This window comes from Arthrobacter sp. K41 (genome assembly GCF_059089645.1).
On sequence record NZ_JBNHEW010000001.1, the window covers coordinates 301,798 to 320,545 of the forward strand.

Annotated in this window: 18 protein-coding genes; 9 read left to right on the plus strand and 9 right to left on the minus strand. The window is 65.6% G+C overall.

Features of this window, described 5'->3' with window-relative positions; translation table 11 throughout:
* Window position 1 precedes the first annotated feature (1 nt).
* Entirely contained in the window at window positions 2-1,117 is a 1,116-nt protein-coding gene (gene tal / locus AC5RTE_RS01380; RefSeq protein WP_494039622.1) for a transaldolase, read from the minus strand.
* A gap of 25 nt (window positions 1,118-1,142) precedes the next feature.
* Window positions 1,143-3,260, minus strand: a complete 2,118-nt coding sequence (gene tkt, locus AC5RTE_RS01385) for a transketolase (protein ID WP_494040130.1) — start codon at window positions 3,258-3,260, stop codon at window positions 1,143-1,145.
* A 513-nt stretch (window positions 3,261-3,773) separates the two neighbouring features.
* Between tkt and AC5RTE_RS01390 the strand changes: the two genes are divergently transcribed.
* Window positions 3,774-4,733: a heme o synthase gene (locus AC5RTE_RS01390; protein ID WP_494040131.1), complete on the plus strand. Its 960-nt coding sequence runs from the start codon at window positions 3,774-3,776 to the stop codon at window positions 4,731-4,733.
* A 321-nt stretch (window positions 4,734-5,054) separates the two neighbouring features.
* Here AC5RTE_RS01390 and AC5RTE_RS01395 read toward each other — a convergent pair whose 3' ends face one another.
* The 3 genes from AC5RTE_RS01395 to AC5RTE_RS01405 form a co-directional block, all read right to left on the minus strand.
* A complete protein-coding gene (locus AC5RTE_RS01395; protein ID WP_494039623.1) occupies window positions 5,055-5,999 on the minus strand; it encodes a COX15/CtaA family protein in 945 nt (314 codons plus the stop codon).
* A gap of 7 nt (window positions 6,000-6,006) precedes the next feature.
* A complete protein-coding gene (locus tag AC5RTE_RS01400; protein WP_494039624.1) occupies window positions 6,007-6,750 on the minus strand; it encodes an ABC transporter permease in 744 nt (247 codons plus the stop codon).
* 65 nt (window positions 6,751-6,815) lie between these two features.
* On the minus strand, window positions 6,816-7,784 hold the full coding sequence (locus AC5RTE_RS01405; RefSeq protein WP_494039625.1) for an ABC transporter ATP-binding protein: 969 nt from the start codon (window positions 7,782-7,784) through the stop codon (window positions 6,816-6,818).
* Between the two features lie 114 nt (window positions 7,785-7,898).
* Here AC5RTE_RS01405 and AC5RTE_RS01410 point away from each other — a divergent pair, with 114 nt between their 5' ends.
* The 6 genes from AC5RTE_RS01410 to AC5RTE_RS01435 all read left to right on the plus strand — a co-directional run bounded on the left by AC5RTE_RS01410 (window position 7,899) and on the right by AC5RTE_RS01435 (window position 13,077).
* Window positions 7,899-8,732, plus strand: coding sequence for a helix-turn-helix transcriptional regulator (locus AC5RTE_RS01410; RefSeq protein ID WP_494039626.1), 834 nt, complete (start codon window positions 7,899-7,901; stop codon window positions 8,730-8,732).
* Window positions 8,732-10,195, plus strand: coding sequence for a Fe-S cluster assembly protein SufB (gene sufB, locus AC5RTE_RS01415; RefSeq protein WP_050055331.1), 1,464 nt, complete (start codon window positions 8,732-8,734; stop codon window positions 10,193-10,195). The genes AC5RTE_RS01410 and sufB overlap by 1 nt, the downstream gene beginning before the upstream one ends.
* 2 nt (window positions 10,196-10,197) lie before the next feature.
* The gene (gene sufD / locus AC5RTE_RS01420) at window positions 10,198-11,481 is read left to right on the plus strand and encodes a Fe-S cluster assembly protein SufD (protein WP_494039627.1); all 1,284 of its coding nucleotides are present in this window, start codon (window positions 10,198-10,200) and stop codon (window positions 11,479-11,481) included.
* 22 nt (window positions 11,482-11,503) lie between these two features.
* Window positions 11,504-11,863: a non-heme iron oxygenase ferredoxin subunit gene (locus tag AC5RTE_RS01425; RefSeq protein WP_494039628.1), complete on the plus strand. Its 360-nt coding sequence runs from the start codon at window positions 11,504-11,506 to the stop codon at window positions 11,861-11,863.
* 80 nt (window positions 11,864-11,943) lie between these two features.
* Window positions 11,944-12,735 (plus strand): Fe-S cluster assembly ATPase SufC, encoded by a 792-nt coding sequence (sufC, locus tag AC5RTE_RS01430; RefSeq protein ID WP_494039629.1) that lies wholly within the window; start codon window positions 11,944-11,946, stop codon window positions 12,733-12,735.
* 9 nt (window positions 12,736-12,744) lie between these two features.
* Window positions 12,745-13,077, plus strand: coding sequence for a metal-sulfur cluster assembly factor (locus AC5RTE_RS01435; RefSeq protein WP_458778629.1), 333 nt, complete (start codon window positions 12,745-12,747; stop codon window positions 13,075-13,077).
* 81 nt (window positions 13,078-13,158) lie between these two features.
* On the opposite strand, the gene ypfJ is transcribed toward AC5RTE_RS01435, so the two are convergent.
* Complete coding sequence (ypfJ, locus tag AC5RTE_RS01440; protein ID WP_494039630.1) at window positions 13,159-14,037, minus strand: KPN_02809 family neutral zinc metallopeptidase; 879 nt, start codon at window positions 14,035-14,037, stop codon at window positions 13,159-13,161.
* Window positions 14,038-14,096: 59 nt separating this feature from the next.
* Between ypfJ and AC5RTE_RS01445 the strand changes: the two genes are divergently transcribed.
* Window positions 14,097-15,503, plus strand: a complete 1,407-nt coding sequence (locus AC5RTE_RS01445; RefSeq protein ID WP_494039631.1) for a class I adenylate-forming enzyme family protein — start codon at window positions 14,097-14,099, stop codon at window positions 15,501-15,503.
* Entirely contained in the window at window positions 15,493-16,671 is a 1,179-nt protein-coding gene (locus AC5RTE_RS01450; RefSeq protein ID WP_494039632.1) for a thiolase family protein, read from the plus strand. Before AC5RTE_RS01445 ends, AC5RTE_RS01450 begins: the two co-directional genes overlap by 11 nt.
* Before the next feature lie 11 nt (window positions 16,672-16,682).
* Here the strand turns inward: AC5RTE_RS01450 and AC5RTE_RS01455 are convergent, their stop codons facing one another.
* The 3 genes from AC5RTE_RS01455 to AC5RTE_RS01465 are packed head-to-tail and all read right to left on the minus strand — an operon-like array spanning window position 16,683 to window position 18,690.
* The gene (locus AC5RTE_RS01455; protein ID WP_494039633.1) at window positions 16,683-17,306 is read right to left on the minus strand and encodes an energy-coupling factor transporter transmembrane component T family protein; all 624 of its coding nucleotides are present in this window, start codon (window positions 17,304-17,306) and stop codon (window positions 16,683-16,685) included.
* Window positions 17,303-18,034 carry an energy-coupling factor ABC transporter ATP-binding protein gene (locus AC5RTE_RS01460; RefSeq protein ID WP_494039634.1) on the minus strand — a complete coding sequence of 244 codons (732 nt, stop codon included), beginning with the start codon at window positions 18,032-18,034 and terminating at the stop codon, window positions 17,303-17,305. The genes AC5RTE_RS01455 and AC5RTE_RS01460 overlap by 4 nt, the downstream gene beginning before the upstream one ends.
* Before the next feature lie 11 nt (window positions 18,035-18,045).
* The gene (locus AC5RTE_RS01465) at window positions 18,046-18,690 is read right to left on the minus strand and encodes a biotin transporter BioY (protein WP_494039635.1); all 645 of its coding nucleotides are present in this window, start codon (window positions 18,688-18,690) and stop codon (window positions 18,046-18,048) included.
* Between the last annotated feature and the right edge of the window lie 58 nt (window positions 18,691-18,748).

Consider the following 18,748-nt stretch of genomic DNA (forward strand, 5'->3'; position numbering starts at 1 on the left):
GTTAGGAGGCCTTCCGTGCTGAGGCGAGGGCGCCCTCGACGTCGCCGAGGAGTTCCTTCCAGCTGGCGACGAACTTGTCCAGGCCTTCGGATTCGAGGAGTGCAACGACCTCGTTGTAGGAGATGCCGAGCTTTTCGAGCGCGTCCAGGGTGTTGTTCGCTTCGGCGTAGGTGCCTGTTACGGTGTCTCCCGTGACCACGCCGTGGTCGAAGGTGGCGTCGAGCGTCTTTTCGGGCATGGTGTTGACGACGCCGGGGGCGACGAGCTCCGTGACGTACAGGGTGTCCGGGTAGGCCGGGTCCTTCACGCCGGTGGAAGCCCACAGGGGACGCTGGGGGAGTGCGCCGGCGTCGGCCAGCAGGGCCCAGCGTTCGGTGGCGAAGAGCTCCTCGTAGACCTGGTAGGCGAGGCGGGCGTTGGCCAGGCCGGCCTTGCCCTTGAGTGCCTTGGCTTCCTCGGTGCCCAGGGCGTCCAGGCGCTTGTCGATTTCGGAGTCCACGCGGGAGACGAAGAAGGACGCGACGGAGTGGATCTTCGAGAGATCGTGGCCGTTTTCCTTTGCCTGCTCCAGGCCTGACTGGAAAGCGTTGATGACGGCACGGTACCGCTCCAGGGAGAAGATCAGGGTCACGTTGACGCTGATGCCCTCGGCCAGGGTGGCGGTGATGGCTTCGAGGCCCTCGAGCGTGGCCGGGATCTTGATCAGGACGTTGTCCTTGTTGACCCTCTTATACAGGTGCTTGGCTTCGGCGATGGTGCCTGCGGTGTCCCATGCAAGCCGGGGGTCAACCTCGATGGAAACGCGGCCGTCCACGCCGTTGGTGGCTGCGGCCACGGGTGCGAACAGGTCGCAGGCGTCGGCAACGTCGGTGGTGGTGATTTCGAAGATGGTGTCTTCGACGGACGCGCCGGCTGCGGCCTGCTTGGCGATCGTGGCGTCGTAGTCGGTGCCTGCCGTGATGGCGGCGTGGAAGATGGACGGGTTGGTGGTCACGCCAACCACGTTCTTCTCTTCAATGAGCTTGGCCAGGGTGCCGGTGTCCAGGCGTCCGCGGGAAAGGTCATCGAGCCAGATGGAAACTCCGGCGTCCGAGAGCTGCTGGGTGGGAGTAGTCATTGTTGTATCTCCTAGGAAAATCGGTTTAGGCCTGGAGGCCGGCGAGGGAGTCCTTGGCGGCCGCGGCAACTGCTTCTGCGGTGATGCCGAACTCCTGGAAGAGGCGCTTGTAGTCGGCGGAAGCGCCGTAGTGCTCAAGGCTGATGGAACGGCCGGCGTCGCCGACAAATTCCTTCCAGCCCAGGGACAGTCCTGCTTCGACCGAGACGCGGGCCTTCACGGCGGCAGGCAGCACGGACTCGCGGTAAGCGGCGTCCTGTTTGTTGAACCACTCAACGCAGGGCATGGAGACGACGCGGGCGGCAATGCCTTCGGCCTGAAGGGCTTCGCGGGCCTGGACGGCCAGCTGGACCTCGGAACCGGTGCCGATGAGGATGACGTCGGCGGGGACGGTGACGCCGTCCTTGGATGCCTCGGCCAGGACGTAGCCGCCCTTGGCGACGCCGGCGACCGAACCGAACGTGTCGCCGTCGGCTGCTCCCTCACCGCGCTCCCAGGTGGGGATGTTCTGGCGGGTCAGCACGATGCCGGCCGGGTTGGAATGGTTCTCCAGCATGGTCTTCCAGGCAACGGCGACTTCGTTGGCGTCACCGGGGCGGACAACGTCCAAGCCCACGATGGCGCGCAGCGAGGCGAGCTGTTCCACCGGCTGGTGGGTGGGGCCGTCCTCGCCCAGGCCGATGGAGTCGTGCGTCCAGACGTACAGGGACGGCACACCCATCAGCGCGCCGAGGCGGATGGCCGGGCGCTGGTAGTCGCTGAAGATCAGGAAGGTGCCGGAGAACGCACGGGTGCGGCCGTGCAGGCTGATGCCGTTCACGATCGAGGCGGCGGCGTGCTCGCGGATACCGAAGTGCAGGACCCGGCCGTAGGGGTTGCCCTTCCACGCCTCGGTCTGCTTGGAAGCAGGCACGAACGACGGCGACCCCTCAATGGTGGTGTTGTTCGATTCGGCGAGGTCTGCCGAGCCGCCCCACAGTTCGGGCAGCACCGGACCGAGCGCGTTCAGAACCTTGCCGGACGCGGCACGGGTGGAGACGTCCTTGCCGGCGGGGAAGACCGGGAGGGCGGCGTCAACATCGTTGGGCAGCTCCTTGGCCTCGATGCGCTGCAGCAAGGCTGCGCCTTCGGGGTTGGCAGCCTGCCAGGCGTTGAAGGATTCTTCCCATTCCTTGCGGGCAGCAGCACCGCGGTCCACCACGGCGCGGGCGTGGGCCAGGACGTCCTGGTCCACATCGAAGGACTTGGCCGGGTCAAAGCCCAGGACTTCCTTCAGCGCTGCGACTTCCTCGGCACCGAGTGCGGAACCGTGGATCTTGCCGGTGTTCTGCTTCTTGGGCGCCGGGTAGCCGATGATGGTCCGCAGCGACACGATGGAGGGCTTGGACGTCTCAGCTTTCGCAGCCAGGAGGGCAGAGTAGAGCTCCTGGACGTCTTCCTTGTATTCGCCGGTCTTGGTCCAGTCCACCCGCTGGACGTGCCAGCCGTAGGCTTCGTAGCGCTTAAGGACATCCTCGGTGAAGGCAATGTCGGTGTCATCCTCGATGGAGATGTGGTTCTCATCGTAAACAACAACGAGGTTGCCCAGTTCCTGGTGGCCGGCCAGGGAGGAAGCCTCGGCCGTGACACCTTCCTGGAGGTCGCCATCGGAGGCGATCACCCAGATGGTGTGGTCAAAGGGCGACTCGGCGGCGGGAGCATCGGCGTCGAACAGGCCGCGCATCCGGCGCTGAGAGTAAGCGAAGCCAACCGAGGACGCAAGACCCTGGCCCAGGGGGCCGGTGGTGATCTCTACGCCGGCAGTGTGCTTGTACTCAGGGTGCCCCGGCGTCAGCGAACCCCAGGTGCGCAGCGCCTCCAGGTCCTTCAACTCCAGGCCGTAGCCCGAAAGGAAAAGCTGGATGTAAAGGGTGAGCGAGGTATGGCCCGGGGAAAGGACGAAACGGTCACGGCCCAGCCAGTCAGGGTTGCGGGGATCGTGGCGCATCAGCTTCTGGAACAGAAGATACGCCGCCGGCGCCAGGCTCATGGCGGTTCCGGGGTGGCCGTTGCCCACCTTCTCCACGGCGTCGGCAGCCAGGACGCGGATGGTATCCACCGCACGCTGGTCCAGTTCGGTCCAGGACAGTTGTTGCTCTTCCAAATGTGGCACGAAAACCGGGCCCCTCTCTGTGCTGATGGCAGGCGGCACACCGGGTCCGCGTAAATGGCACGCCTTGTGGCGTCCGCTGCGGTGTGTACCAGCCGTTCACCATCGAAACGTTGATCTTTTTATTCAGCCACGCGTCAATTCGGAATGCGTTTTCCGCCGCTTTCGTGCTGCGTGCTGATCTGGTGACAGCTTAGCTCCATTCCACTTCCCGGGCGGCCGAAATCTCACGTTGTGGACGCAATTTCGGCTTATGTGAATGCGTCTGAAGTGAGGCTGAGTTAATCTGCTCGAATCACTGCACACGCAATCACCAGCGCCAAATAGCGGGCCGTTGGGAGGAGACCGGCGCGGTATGATATTCGGAGGCCAAAGCCGGGCGGTGGACGTATTCCAGCTTCCAAAACCCCAGGCTGTGGCGCGGATCACCATTCCGTTCCGCCGGCGCCCCTATGGGCGGGCCGCATGACACAGCTGGACAGCCAGACAGAACTGCCAACAGAACGGGTGACTGCCACCGTGAGCACAACAGATACGCCGCTGAAAGCATCCCGGGCATCAAAAGCCGGGATTGCCCGTAAGGCCAAGGCGTATCTCGCCCTCACCAAGCCACGCGTCATCGAACTGCTCCTGGTAAGCACCCTGCCCACCATGATCTATGCGGAGCGCGGCTTCCCTTCGATCGGGCTCATCCTGGCCACCCTGGTTGGCGGTGCATTCGCCGCCGGCAGTGCAGGGGCTTTCAACTGCTACATTGACCGCGACATCGACAAACTGATGCACCGCACCGAAAACCGCCCGCTGGTTACGGGTGAAGTCACGCCGCGTGAAGCACTGATTTTCTCCTGGCTGTTGGGCGCCGCCGCGATCGCCATCCTCTGGTTCGGCGCCAACCCGCTGTCCGCCTGGCTGGGGCTGGGCGCCATCTTCTTCTACGTGGTGATTTACACCATCATCCTCAAGCGCCGGACTGCGCAGAACATCGTCTGGGGCGGCGCAGCAGGCTGCTTCCCGGTGCTGATTGCCTGGGCTGCCGTGACGAACTCGGTGGAATGGCCCGCCGTCATTCTCTTTATGGTGATTTTCCTCTGGACCCCGCCCCACTACTGGCCGCTGTCCATGCGCTACGGCGAGGACTACCGCAATGCCAACGTCCCCATGCTCGGGGCCATCGCGGGGGCCAAGGTGGTTTCCGTCCAGGTGGTCCTGTATGCATGGGCGATGGTGGCCTGCTCGCTGCTGATGGTTCCCGCCGGCGGAGCGGGTTGGGTCTACACGGTCACCGCAGTCCTTGCCGGGACCTGGTTCTTGTACGAATCGCATTCCCTCTACAGCCGGGCCCAGCGCGAGGACATCACAGACAAGCGGGCCATGAAGGTCTTCCACGGCTCCATAAGCTACCTCACCCTGCTCTTTATTGCCCTGGCAGTCGATCCGTTCATCGGGCCGGCGGTCATGGCCCGCTAACAACCGCGACGCTCTCTCACTTATGACGGGTTCCAGGCGGACGCTCTCTCACTTATTACGGGTTCCAGGCGGACGCTCTCTCACTTATGACAGGTTTCACCCGACGCTCTTTCTTCTTCCGGGCTACTGCACCCTGCCTCACGCTGATCGTGGAAGGTTTGTTGCACCCCTAGGTGAAAGAGCGTCCAGGGAAACGCTGCGCTAGGTGAGAGAGCGTCCAGGGAAACGCTGCAGCAAATGAGAGAGCGTCGTTAAGGACAGAAGCGCCCCGGTTCATAGGAACCGGGGCGCTTGGCGTTGAGTGACGCAGCCGGGCGAGGACTACTCCACGGGGCTGGACCGGGCGATGTCCCAGGCATTCGTTGCCGCCACCATCAGCAGGGCTGCCCCGAGCATGTGGGCTGCCACCAGCAGTGCCGGGATGCCGTTGTAATACTGGGTGAAGCCGATGGCGGCCTGAAGGAGCGTCACGCCGAGCAGTCCCAGGACGCCCGCGCGGAAGGGCCCCTTGATCCGGCGCAGGAACACCAGCGCGAGTGCCACCACCGTGCCGGCGGTCACCAGGTAGGCCGGAACGGCGTGGATGTGGGAGAACAGGTCCCAGTCCAGCCCGTTGCGCGGCGCATCGGCGTCGCCGGCATGCGGTCCGGCTCCGGTCACCACCACGCCGAGCATCACGGCCAGGGTGGAGAAGAGCGCGACGGCGGCCGTCACCGGGCGCATAACGCCCGGCAGGGCCGGGTGGGACATCGTCCGGAACCGGCCGGTCCGGCCGAAGGCGCGGTTCACCAGCAGTGTGGCAAACACCACCAGCGCCATGGAGACCAGGAAGTGCAGGCCCACCACCCAAGGGTTGAGGTTCGTCAGTACGGTGATGCCGCCGATGACTGCCTGCGCCGGAATGCTGGCCAGAAGGCCCAGCGCCAGCAGGAAGAGGTCCCGGCGCTCCTTGCGGAGGTTCCACAGGTACACCAGCATCAGGGCTGCGACGGCGGCCAGGGCGAAGGTGAGGAGCCTGTTGCCGAACTCGATGAAACCGTGGATGCCCATCTCCGGGGTGTTCACCAATGAGGTATCCGTACAGCGCGGCCAGGTGGGGCAGCCAAGGCCGGAGGCGGTAAGTCTCACCGCACCACCGGTGACCACCAGGAGGGTCTGGCCGATCAGGGAGGCAACTGCCAGGCGGCGCACCCGGACGTCCACGGCCCGGGGCAGCCGTGACGACAGGCGGTTAACGAACTGGGGGAGGCGTGCGGCCGTGCTCACGGATATCTCAATTCCACTTGAACCAACGGATGGCTGCTGCCCCGGCAATGAGAGTCCAAAGGAGCAGGATGAGGGTGGCGCCGCCGTTCAGCGTGCCGGTCAGGAAAGCCTCGCGCAGGGATTCCCCGAGCGCCCCGGAGGGCAGGAACTGCACTGCGTCCCGGGCGGCGGCAGGCAGGCGGCCGGCCGGCAGTACGATTCCGCCGAGGGCGCCCAGCAGGATCCATAGCAGGTTGGTGATGGCGAGGGTGGCTTCGGGCCGGACGGTGCCGGCCACCAGCAGTCCCAGCGCGGTAAAGGCGGCTGCGCCCAGCGCCAGAAGGAACAGGCCGGGGATCCAGCCGCCTGCCTGGGGGCGCCATCCCAGGGACAGGGCTACGGCACTGACGGCGGCCACCTGCAGGCAGAGGACGGCCAGGACCGACAGTGCCTTGCCGGCGATCAGCCCGCCGCGGCCCAGGGGAGTGGTGGAAAGGAAGCGGAGCACGCCATACCGCCGGTCGAAGCCGGTGGCGATGCCCTGGCCGGTGAACGCCGTGGACATGGCGCAGAGGGCCAGGATCCCGGGGACGGCAACGTCGATGCGGCTTCCGCCCAGCCCGTCAAGGAACGGTGTCACGGTTAGGCCGACGAGCGCCAGGAGGGGCAGGACTATTGCCAGGATCAGCTGCTCGCCGTTACGGAGCATGGCCGTGGCCTCGTATTTGCCCTGCAGCAGGACACGCCGCAGCAGCGGGGCCGGCTCTTGCATGCCGGAAACCCCGCCGAGCGGCAGAAGTCTGCCGTTTCCTCGGGCTGGGCCGGGCGCAGTCCCGTTCATCGGATGTCCTTTCCCGAGATATCCAGAAAGACGTCTTCAAGGCTACGCGCCTGCAGGTTCATTGAAGCAGGCATGATGTCATTCGCTTCCCACCAGCGGGCGAGTGCCGCCAGATGGGCCGGGGTCAGGTTGCCCGTCAGGCAGTAGCTTCCGGCGCGGGCCTCGGCAACACGAATGCTGTCAGGCAGGACGCCGGAGAGGTCCAGCCCAGGAGCAGCCTCGAACTCGAGCGTCCGGATGTGGTCCGCCCCCGCCTCCACGACTGGGCTGCGCTGCAGCAGTTCCTGGACGGTTCCCTCGGCGACGTTCCGGCCGCCGTCGATGATGTAGACGTAGTCAGCCAGCCGCTGCGCGTCATCCATCAGGTGCGTGGTGAGGATGATGCCCATCCCGGCGTCGCGCAGTTCGGAGATGAGACCGAACACCAGTTGGCGGGACTGTGGGTCGAGGCCCGCGCTGGGCTCGTCCAGGAACAGGACTTCGGGCCGGCCGATCAGGGCGGCGGCCAGGGCAAGGCGTTGTTTCTGTCCGCCGGAGAGCCGCCTGACGGTGGTGCGGCTGAACGCGCCGATACCCAGCCGCTCAATCAGGTCATCCACCGGCCAGGGGCGGGCGTAAAGGCCGGCAATATGGCGCAGCAGGGGAGTAGGCCTGGACGACGGCGGCAGCCCGCCGTCCTGAAGCATTACACCTACGCGGGAGCGCAGGGCAGCCCCTGCCGTTGCCGGGTCCTCGCCCAGCAGGGAGATGGTGCCGCCGCTGCGCTTTTGGAGGCCCTGTGCACATTCGAGTGTGGTGGTTTTCCCGGCGCCGTTGGCACCCAGCAGGGCCGTGACCTGTCCGCGTTCGGCGACAAGCGATACCCCGCTCACAACCCGGAGCATCTTTCCGTCCAGGCTTGCAAGCGGGCCAACATCCTTAACTAGCCCGCTGATGGACAGAACCGGGGATTGGGGGGATCGCACCCCAGTATTCTACGGGATGTAGTATTTTTCGCCGGCCTTGGCAGTGCTGCGAAGGCCAGCCTGCCCTTACTGGAGCGGGGGAGTAAATTACGACATTATTGTGTTGTGTATTCCATGAGCAATGCTACTGCTGTGCCTTTCACCGGGCACGGAGCCTCCCTGGCTCCCGCAGACCGGGGGCCGGTGGCCGCCGGTCCGGTGGCTGACGCTGATGAGCGCACGCGGGACCGCGTCCTCTCTGCCGTTTTGGAACATGGTCCCGTCAGTGCCGCTGAACTGGGCGACCTGCTGGGCTTCACGCCGGCGGCCGTGCGGCGCCACTTGGACCATTTATCCCGTGCAGGCGTTATCGAAGTCAAGCGCGTGGCCAAGTCCGGTGCCGGGGCGGGGCGGCCCGCACGGCGCTATGTCCTCAGTTCCCAGGGGCAGTCGAGTCTCGGCAATGATTACCTGGGCATTGCCGCCCTGGCGCTCCAGGAGCTGCAGAAAGTCGCGGGCCCCGACGCGGTGCGGGCATTCGCCGTGGAACGCTTCTCGGAGATGGAACGCCGGTACGCGCCGGAGATTGACCAGGCGGGTCCGGACATCGCAGACCGCGCCAAAGCCCTGGCCGATGCTTTGAGCCGCGACAACTTCGTGGCCTCCGCCGCTTCCATCGCCGCCAAGCCACCGCTTCCGGCGGCCCTGTCCAGCGTCCAGCTTTGCCAGGGGCACTGCCCCATCCAGCAGCTTGCGGCCCGGTTCCCCGTGTTTTGCGACGTGGAAACCGAAGTGTTTTCCAGGCTGGTAGGCGTGGATGTCCGCCGGCTCTCCACCCTGGCGCGCGGCGGGCACGTCTGCACCACCCACATTCCTACAGGCAGGCTGTCTGCCCAGGCACCCACGCGGTTCCCGGCAGCCCCCGCCAGCCTGAATGAAGTAAACAACCATCAGCAAGAAAGGCCGTGATGACGGACCAACTATCAGAGAAAGCAGTCGCCGAAAACACTGTGATCTCGGAGATTCTGGAAAAGAATCCCGAGCTCCACGGCATCGGCACCTACGAGTACGGCTGGGCTGACAAGAACGACGCCGGCGCCAACGCACGCCGTGGGCTCAACGAAGAGGTAGTCCGGGACATTTCGGCGAAGAAGAGCGAGCCGGAATGGATGCTTGACCTGCGCCTCAAGGGCCTGAAGTACTTTGACCGCAAGCCCATGCCCACTTGGGGCGCGGACCTGTCGGGCATCGACTTCGACAACATCAAGTACTTTGTGCGGTCCACCGAGAAGCAGGCTGCCACCTGGGAAGACCTGCCCGAGGACATCAAGAACACGTACGACAAGCTGGGCATCCCCGAGGCCGAAAAGCAGCGCCTCGTCTCCGGTGTCGCTGCCCAGTACGAGTCCGAGGTTGTTTACCACCAGCTGCGGGAGGACCTTGAGCGGCAGGGTGTCATCTTCCTGGACACCGACACCGCCCTGAAGGAACACCCGGAGATCTTCCAGGAGTACTTCGGCACCGTTATCCCGGTAGGCGACAACAAGTTCGCATCGCTGAACACCTCCGTGTGGTCCGGCGGTTCTTTTGTCTACGTCCCCAAGGGCGTCCACGTGGACATCCCGCTGCAGGCGTACTTCCGCATCAACACCGAGAACATGGGCCAGTTCGAGCGGACCCTGATCATCGCCGACGAGGACTCCTACGTCCACTACATCGAAGGCTGCACTGCTCCGATCTACACCTCGGATTCCCTGCACTCCGCCGTGGTGGAGATCATCGTCAAGAAGGGCGCCCGCGTCCGGTACACCACCATCCAGAACTGGTCCAACAACGTGTACAACCTTGTGACCAAGCGCGCCATCTGCGAAGAGGGCGCCACCATGGAGTGGGTTGACGGCAACATCGGCTCGAAGGTCACCATGAAGTACCCGGCCGTCTACCTTGTTGGCGAGCACGCCAAGGGCGAGACCCTGTCCATCGCTTTCGCCGGCGAAGGCCAGCACCAGGACACAGGCTCCAAGATGGTGCACATCGCGCCGAACACCAAGAGCTCCATCATCTCCAAGTCGGTGGCCCGCGGTGGCGGGCGCGCTGCGTACCGCGGCCTGGTGCAGGTCCGGGAAGGCGCCAAGCACTCGGCCAACACCGTGCGCTGCGACGCGCTGCTGGTGGACACCATCAGCCGCTCGGACACCTACCCGTACATCGACATCCGCGAGGATGACGTTGTTATGGGCCACGAGGCAACTGTTTCCCGCGTCAGCGAAGAACAGCTCTTCTACCTGATGTCCCGCGGCATGCGCGAAGACGAAGCCATGGCGATGATCGTCCGCGGCTTCATCGAGCCCATCGCCCGCGAGCTCCCCATGGAGTACGCACTTGAGCTGAACCGCCTGATTGAACTGCAGATGGAAGGGTCCGTCGGATAACGATGACTGAAATCACTACTGAAAAGGCGCGCATCGGCGCGCCCTCAGCCCAGCCGTTCATCGACGGCTTCACCGAAGAAGGCGAAAGCCTCTCGCCCATCAATGCCGGCTCGAAGGCCCCGCTCGCGGGGGCTTCGGCCAAAAGCCACTCCCACGGGGGCGGCGAAGGTGTTCCGGACAGCTCCCGTGCGGGCCGCCTGACGTCCTACAGGCTCGCCGACTTCAAGCCCCTCACCGGCATGGAGGAAGACTGGCGCTTCACCCCGCTCAAGCGCCTTCGCGGCCTGCACTCCGAGGTCCTGTCCGGCGCGGCTCCCACCGTGGTGGTTAACGGTCCCGAGCAGGTCACCGTGGAAAGCGTCACCCGTGATGACCAGCGGATTGGTACCGCCGGCGTCCCGGAGGACCGCGTGTCCGCCAACGCCTGGGAAAACTTCGCGGGGGCCACCGTGGTGACCATCCCCGCCGAGTTCGAAGCCCTGTCGGAGATCTCCGTGGACATCGAAGGCACCTCCCTTGAGGCTGCCGCCCAGCACCTGGTGATCGTGGCGGAGAAGTTCTCCAAGGCAGTTGTGGTCCTCAATCACAGGGGTTCCGCCGTCGTATCGGAGAATGTCGAGATCATCGTGGAGGATGGCGCCAGCCTCACCGTTATCTCGCTTCAGGAATGGAACGACGACGCCGTCCACGCCTCCTCCCAGCAGGCCAGGATCGGCCGTGACGCCAAGCTCAAGCACGTCATGGTGAGCCTGGGCGGCGACCTCGTCCGCGTTACGCCGTCGGCCCGCTTCACCGCCCCCGGCGGCGAGGCCGAGCTCTTCGGCCTGTACTTCGCAGATGCGGGGCAGCACCTCGAGCAGCGCCTTTTCGTGGACCACGCGGTGCCCAACTGCAAGTCCAACGTCCTCTACAAGGGTGCGCTGCAGGGCCGCAATGCCCACGCCGTCTGGGTTGGCGACGTCCTGATCCGCAAGGAAGCAGAAGGCACCGACACCTACGAAGCCAACCGCAACCTGCTGCTGACTGACGGCGCCCGCGCCGATTCCGTGCCCAACCTCGAAATCGAGACCGGGCTGATCGAGGGTGCCGGCCACGCCAGCGCCACCGGCCGGATGGATGACGAGCACCTGTTCTACCTGATGGCCCGCGGCATCCCGGAGGATGTTGCACGCCGCCTGGTGGTCCGCGGCTTCCTGAACGAGATCATCCAGCAGATCAAGGTCCCCTCCATCGAGGAGCGGCTGACCGACGCTGTTGAGCGCGAACTCGCACTGACGGATAACTAGAAGGTACGGGCACGGATTACTGATGACTGAACAGCCAAAGGGCGAGCTCGTCTGCAAGGTGGATGAAATTCAGGTGAAGCAGGCGCTGCGGATCCTGATTGACGACTACCCTGTGGCAATCGTTAAGGACTCCATGGGGGAGATCCACGCAATCGGCGACACCTGCTCGCATGCGGACATCTCACTGTCCGAAGGGGATGTGGAGGGCTGCGCCATCGAGTGCTGGGGCCACGGCTCCCAGTTCGACCTCCGCACCGGTGAACCGCTGCAGCTGCCGGCCTACGATCCCGTTCCGGTGTTCGCCGTCGAGATCCAGGGGGACGAGGTCTACGTGGACTTCACCAACATCCTCAACGGCGCCCAAGCCCCCAACTTCAGCTAGCACCATCGAATAACGAACCAACTTCCAGACAGAAAACCGCCCCGCGGCCGCCAGGCACGGGGCAGAGGAGAACACGACACATGTCTACCCTTGAGATCAAGGACCTGCACGTCAGCATTGAGACTGAGCAGGGCACCAAGGAAATCCTGAAGGGCGTCAGCCTGACCATCCGGACCGGCGAAACCCACGCCATCATGGGCCCCAACGGCTCCGGCAAGTCCACGTTGGCCTCCACCATCGCAGGCCACCCGCGCTACAACGTCACCAGCGGCTCCATCACCCTCGACGGCGAAGATGTCCTGGAGATGAGCGTTGACGAGCGTGCCCGCGCCGGCGTCTTCCTGGCCATGCAGTACCCGGTGGAGGTACCCGGCGTCAGCATGACCAACTTCCTGCGGACCGCCAAGACCGCCATTGACGGCGAAGCCCCCAAGCTCCGCACCTGGACCAAGGACGTCAAGGCTGCCATGGAGCAGCTGCGCATCGACGCCGACTTCGCCCAGCGCAACGTCAACGAAGGCTTCTCCGGCGGCGAGAAGAAGCGCGTGGAAATCCTCCAGCTGGAACTCTTCAAGCCCAAGTTCGCCGTCCTGGACGAGACCGACTCCGGCCTGGACGTTGACGCGCTGAAGGTTGTCTCCGAGGGCGTCAACCGCGCCCACGCCGACGGCAACATGGGCACCCTGCTGATCACGCACTACACCCGCATCCTGCGCTACATCAAGCCGGACTTCGTACACGTGTTCGTGGACGGCCAGGTTGTTGAGGAAGGCGGCCCCGAGCTGGCCGACCGCCTGGAAGAAGAAGGCTACGACCGTTACGCCAAGGGCGCCGGCGCTGCCGCTGCACCCGCCGTGGCGCAGGCCCAGTAAGGACTTTCCATGACCGAAATCAACGCGTCCCGCACGAGTCTCGAGGACGTCGAAGAGGCGCTGAAGGATGTCATCGACCCTGAGCTCGGCGTCAACATTGTGGACCTCGGACTGCTGTACGGCCTGAAGTACTCCGATGACGACGGCGCGCTGCTGATCGACATGACCCTGACCACTGCTGCGTGCCCGCTCACCGATGTCCTCGAGGAGCAGGTGGGCCAGGCCCTGGACGGCGTTGTGGACGACTGGCGCCTCAACTGGGTCTGGATGCCGCCCTGGGGTCCGGAGCGGATCACCGACGACGGCAAGGACCAGATGCGGGCCCTCGGCTTCAACATCTAAGAGTCCCAGAAGTACGAGGACGGCAGGTCACCTTGCAAGTGGAAGGTGACCTGCCGTCGTCGTTCCTGCAGAAAAGCGAGGCTAAAGACTCGGTGCGGAGAAGGTGTCGCACTGGTTGATGTCGCCCGTGTTAAACCCCTTGTAGAACCACCGCTGGCGCTGCTCGCTGGAGCCGTGGGTCCAGGCTTCGGGGGAAACGCGTCCGGTGGCTGCCTCCTGGATCCGGTCATCGCCCACAGCGGAAGCCGCGGACAGGGCGTCGTTCAGGTCCTGCTGCGTGAGCGCTTCCAGGAACGGCTGGCCTGCCGGCCCGGGCTGGGTGGATGCGTGCTTCGCCCACAGTCCGGCGTAGCAGTCTGCCTGGAGTTCAACGCGTACGGCGCCGGACTCAGGGCCCTGCGGATCCTGCTGGGCACGGTCCAGGTTTCCCAGCACGTTTTGGATGTGGTGTCCGAACTCGTGCGCCACGACGTACTCCTGGGCCAGCGGGCCGCCGGAGGAACCGAAGCGGTCCACAAGCTCCTGGAAGAATCCGGGGTCGAAGTACGCGGTGGTGTCGGCCGGGCAGTAGAAGGGACCGACGGCGCTGGAAGCGGCGCCGCAGCCGGTGTTAACGCCCTGCTCGAAGATCACCGTCTTCGGCCGGGGGTATTGCACGTTGTACTGCTGCAGGTAGGCCGGCCAAAACGCGTTCAGGCTGTTGACGGTGCCGGTGATGCGGCAGTCCACGCGGGCGTCGGCATCGGCGCCGGTCTCGCAGGCCGGCGCTGTTCCTTGGCTTTGGGGTGCCTGCCCCGCCCCGGCCAGGCCCTCCAGGAGCTGGGGGTTGACGCCCAGGAGCGAGGCGATGAGCAGGATGAGCCCGCCGCCGATGCCGCCGCCTACTTTAACTCCGCGGCCCATGCCGCGCCTGTCCTGGACCTGCGAGGGATCCAGCTGCACATTGTCGTTGAAACTCATAAGGTCACAATACCCACGGACCGGAAGCTCAATCCGTGCCTGCCGGTAAAGTTGATTTGATGCCTTTCCTCAACAGAATCCAGCGCTGGGCGGAAGAACGGCCGCACGACACCGCTGTCGTGGTCGCCGGTCGCCGCCTCACCTGGGCCCAGCTCCGGAACTCTGCTGCTGCCCTGGTCCCGGAAACCAAAGCCGTCACTTCCCTGTGTGAGGCAAACTCGGCGGACTTCGCCGTGGGATTTTCAGCCGCTGTAGCAGGCGGGCGTCAGTGCGCGGTCCTTGATCCCGCCTGGCCTGCACCGCTGCGGGAGGACATTCTCCGGCGCGTGGAGGCAACTGCCCACCCCGCGCCGGTGTCGCCGGATGATGACCTGGCCGACGGTCCGCCGGAGGCCACCTTCCTCATTGGACTGACCTCCGGTACCACCTCGGTCCCCAAGGCCTTCTCCAGGTCCCGGCGGTCCTGGCAACAATCCTTTGACGCCTCCATCGAGTTCTTCGGGCTCCGCCAGGACGACGTGACGCTTGCGCCGGGGCCGCTGGCAGCAAGCCTGAACCTTTACGCGCTGGCCGAATGCCTCTACGCGGGTTCGGAATTCCAGACCCTGGAAACATTCGATGTCGGCAGTGTGCACGCGGCCATCACGCATGACCGCGTCACCCGCCTGGTGCTGGTGCCCACCATGCTGCGGATGCTGAGCGAGCGCGGCATGACGGGGTGTGTGGACGCCTCCGGGGTGCGCACCATCATTTGCGCCGGGTCGAAGCTGGACGCCCGCACCCTCGAAGCTGCCCGGCGCTGGGCCCCGAACGCCACTATCTACGAGTACTACGGCGCCTCGGAACTGAGCTTTGTTTCCGGGGCGGGCGTGGCCCCCGGTGAACCTGCAGCGCCGGGCGGAACAGGCATCGGCCGGGCTTTCCCCGGCGTGGACGTGCGGATCCTGGACGATTCGGGAGAAGGGCTTCCTGACGGGGCCGCCGGCAATATTTGCGTGCGCAGCGCGATGGTCAGCAAGGGCTACCTATGGGGTGACGACGGCCAGGCCCTGAGGTCCTTTGGCGGCTGGTTCACCGTGGGGGACCAGGGCTACCTCGAGGCGGGAGAGCTTCACATCCTGGGACGCCGCGCGGACATGATCCTTACTGCCGGCAAGAACGTCTATCCGCACGAGGTGGAATTGGCCCTGGCTGCCGTGCCCGGTGTCGCCGCTGCCGTCGCTGCCGGCATGCCGGACGACCTCCGGGGCCAGAGGGTAGTGGCAGGTGTGGTCCCGTCCGCCGGGGCAGTCACCGCAACCCAGTTGAAATCAGGACTGGAAAACATCCTGGCGCGGGACAAGTGGCCGCTCCAGTACTTCGCCATCACGGAACTGCCCACGACGGACCGCGGCAAAGTCAGCCGCAACGTGCTGCTGGACTGGATCACCTCTGGAGACCAGAGGATCCGGAACCTTGGCGCCTGAGCTCCTTCCGCCGAACCGCCAGCCCGTCATCATCGCGGCACGCCGCACTCCCGTCTGCCGGACCAACGGCTTATTGCGGAAGCTCCGCGCCCACGAGGTTCTGGCACCCGTGCTCCGGGACCTCGCTGCGGGCCCGGGAATGGAGCCGGCGGCTGTTACCGATGTGGTGATCGGCAATGCCGTGGGCGGGGGCGGAAACGTCGCCCGGCTTGCACTGCTGGAAGCCGGGCTTCCGGTCAGCGTTCCCGGCCTCACCGTTGACCGCCAGTGCGGTTCGGGCCTGGACGCAATCGTCCTCGCTTCCGGACTGGTTGCCGCCGGCGGTAATCCCCTGTACCTGGCCGGGGGAGTGGAAAGCACCAGCACCGCGCCCCTCCGTGCGCACCGGGACGACGACGGCGGACTGGAGTTTTACGCCCGCGCACAGTTTGTGCCCGGCAGGTTCGGCGACCCGGACATGGGAGTGGCCGCTGAAACCGTGGCGCGGAACTTCGCTGTGGGCAGGCACCGGCAGGACGCTTTTGCCCTCCGCAGCCACCGACTGGCTCTTGCCGCCGCAGAGGAAGGGCGTTTCGACGGCGAACTGGTCCCCTTGGTGACCGGTGCCGGGACAGTCGATGCGGACGACGGGCCGCGGCCGGGCCTGACTGCCGCCGTCATGGCACGGTTCCCCGCTGCCTTCGTGGACGGGGGAACTGTCACCGCCGGAAACTCCTGCTTCGACGCGGACGCAGCCTCCGCCGTCGTCATCACTTCCGTGCAGCGGGCCCGCGACCTTGGGGCGCAGGACGGTTTGCTGGTGCTGGGCACCGGTACGGCGGGGGTGGCCCCCGAGGTGTTGGGCATTGGTGCTGCTGCCGCAGCCCGGAACGTGCTGCGTTCCGCGGGCGTGGCAGCCGGCGAACTCGACCTGGTGGAATTCAACGAGGCGTTTGCGTCGCAGACCCTTGCCTGCCTTGACGAGCTGGGCATCAACCCGGAGCAGGTGAACCTCGACGGCGGGGCGCTGGCTCTTGGCCACGCGTACGGCGCCTCGGGGGCCGTGCTGGTGACCCGGCTGCTGGCCCAGGCGCGGAGGACCGGAACGCCGGGAAGCCTGGCGTTGGCCATGATCAGCATCGCCGGGGGAATGGGGACCGCCGCTTTGCTCCAGTACGAGCAGCTTTAGGACCCGGAACGTCAGTCCTCGGCCTCACCCAAGCCGCGGGCGGCGAGTGCCTCGCCTGTTTGCCGGGCGAAGGCCACGGAGGTGATGAACACCGGCAGGATCAGTGCGCGCGGATTCCGCTCCAGGCCCCGGGCCCTCGCGGAGTCCCGGACGTCGGCGAACGTGCCCGCTATGTAGGGGATGCTCCGGAGCATGATGCCGATGGTTAGGGCGAACCGCTCCGGGTCAGCGCCGAACCTCCTGAACGGGCCCGCCGCTTTGACTACTCCGTCCAGGAGCCGCTGCACCGGGGTGGTGGCGGTGAGCAGAGATGCCGCCACCACGCAGACGAGGATGTTCAGTACGATCCGGGCGGCGGTGGGTGCCCCCAGCTGCCACCACTGGAAGAGTCCGATGACCAGCAGGACGGCGGCAAGCGGGCGCAGGGCGGACCAGAGCCGTTTCACGCCGGCGCCGCTTAGCAGGAAGAGGCAGACGAGGCCTGCGAGCACTGCGGCGGAAATGACCCAGTCCTGGATGAGAAAGGAGGCCAGGCCGCAACCGAAGACGAGGAGGAACTTCAGCGCCAGGGGTGACCGATGGATGGGGGAGTTTCCGGGTACGTAGTTGGCCAGGAGGAAGCCGTGGCCCCTCATGGGGCGCCCGGCCCTGAAGCGTGCAAGCTGCCCAGGCACAGGTCGCGGTACGCGGCAACAGCCTCAGCCGGGCCGCCGTCGTAGGCAACTTCGCCTTTTTCAATGACCAGCACCCGGTCCATTTCCAGGGCAAGGTCAAGGTCGTGGGTGGACATGATGATCTGCTGGTCCAGCCCGGAAACGGTCCTGCGGAGGAGTTCGCGGTTGCGCAGGTCCAGGAGGGTGGACGGCTCGTCCAGCACCAGAACTGCGGGGTCCACTGCGAGCACGGCGGCGAGCGCCATAAGCTGCCGCTCACCGCCGGACAGTTCGTAGATACTCTGGTCGGCCAGCGGCAGCAGCCCCAGCCGGTCCAGTGCGGCTTCGGCCGCGGCGCGCCGCTCGGTGCCGTTCCTGATGGAGCGGCGGAGTGACAGTTCCACGTCCTCCCGGCCCGTGGGCATCACCAGTTGGGACAGCGGATCGGTGAAAACGAAGCCGACGTTCCGGCGGACTTTCCGGACGGCACTGACTGTATCGTCGCCGTCGACCGTCACACTGCCCGCGGTGGGCTGCACGAGGCCGTTGACCAGGCGCAGCAGGGTGGACTTACCGGAGCCGTTGGCGCCGATAACGCCGACGCGGCGTTCATGAAATTCAAGGTTCACAGCGTCGAGGAGGACCTTCGGCTCCGGGCTGTGGTCCGTTTCTACTGCGACCGTAACGTGGTCGAAGGTGACGACGGGCATGGCGGGAGGTCCTAGGCCTTCACGGGCCGGTAGGCGTTCCGTCGTACACGGCGCACCAGGATGTCCGGGAAGGCGCGGTGCAGGGCGACAGCGATGACTGCAGCCAGGATGTTCTTGACCACATCACCCGGGTAGAAGACGACGTCGCTGAGGAACGCCTGTTCGAGGGTGGCTTTGGTGTTCAGGACGATGCCGGCGACGCCCAGTGAGTGCACGAACACCACACTGGTGACGGTTGCGGCCAGGAACAGCCACAAAGCGCGCGCTTTGGTTGTGCGGCGGATCACCACGGTGGCCAGCCACCCGACGACGCCTGCGGCGATGGGGAAGGCGATGATGTAGCCGGCTGAGGGGCCCGCGAGGATGCCCAGGCCGCTGCGGCCCTGGCTGAAAATCGGCAGGCCTGCGAGGCCGAGGAGGACGTAGAGCCCGACGGCGGCGAGTCCCCTTCCAGGGCCCAGCACCAGGCCGGTGAGCATCACGGCGAGGGTCTGGAAGGTGATGGGGACCCCGAAGCCGTTCACTGCCAGCCCGGGGACCAGGGCCGCGCCGGCAACGAGGGCGGCGAAGACGGCGATTAAACCGAGATCAGTAGCATTCCAGCGGCTGCGCCCGGGGCTCAGGCGGTTTTCGGCTGTGGTGTGGGTGTTCGTCATGGCGGTCCTGTCGGTGTTGTACAAAGGCAATCTGCTGTACTGCCGACGTTACTGGCGC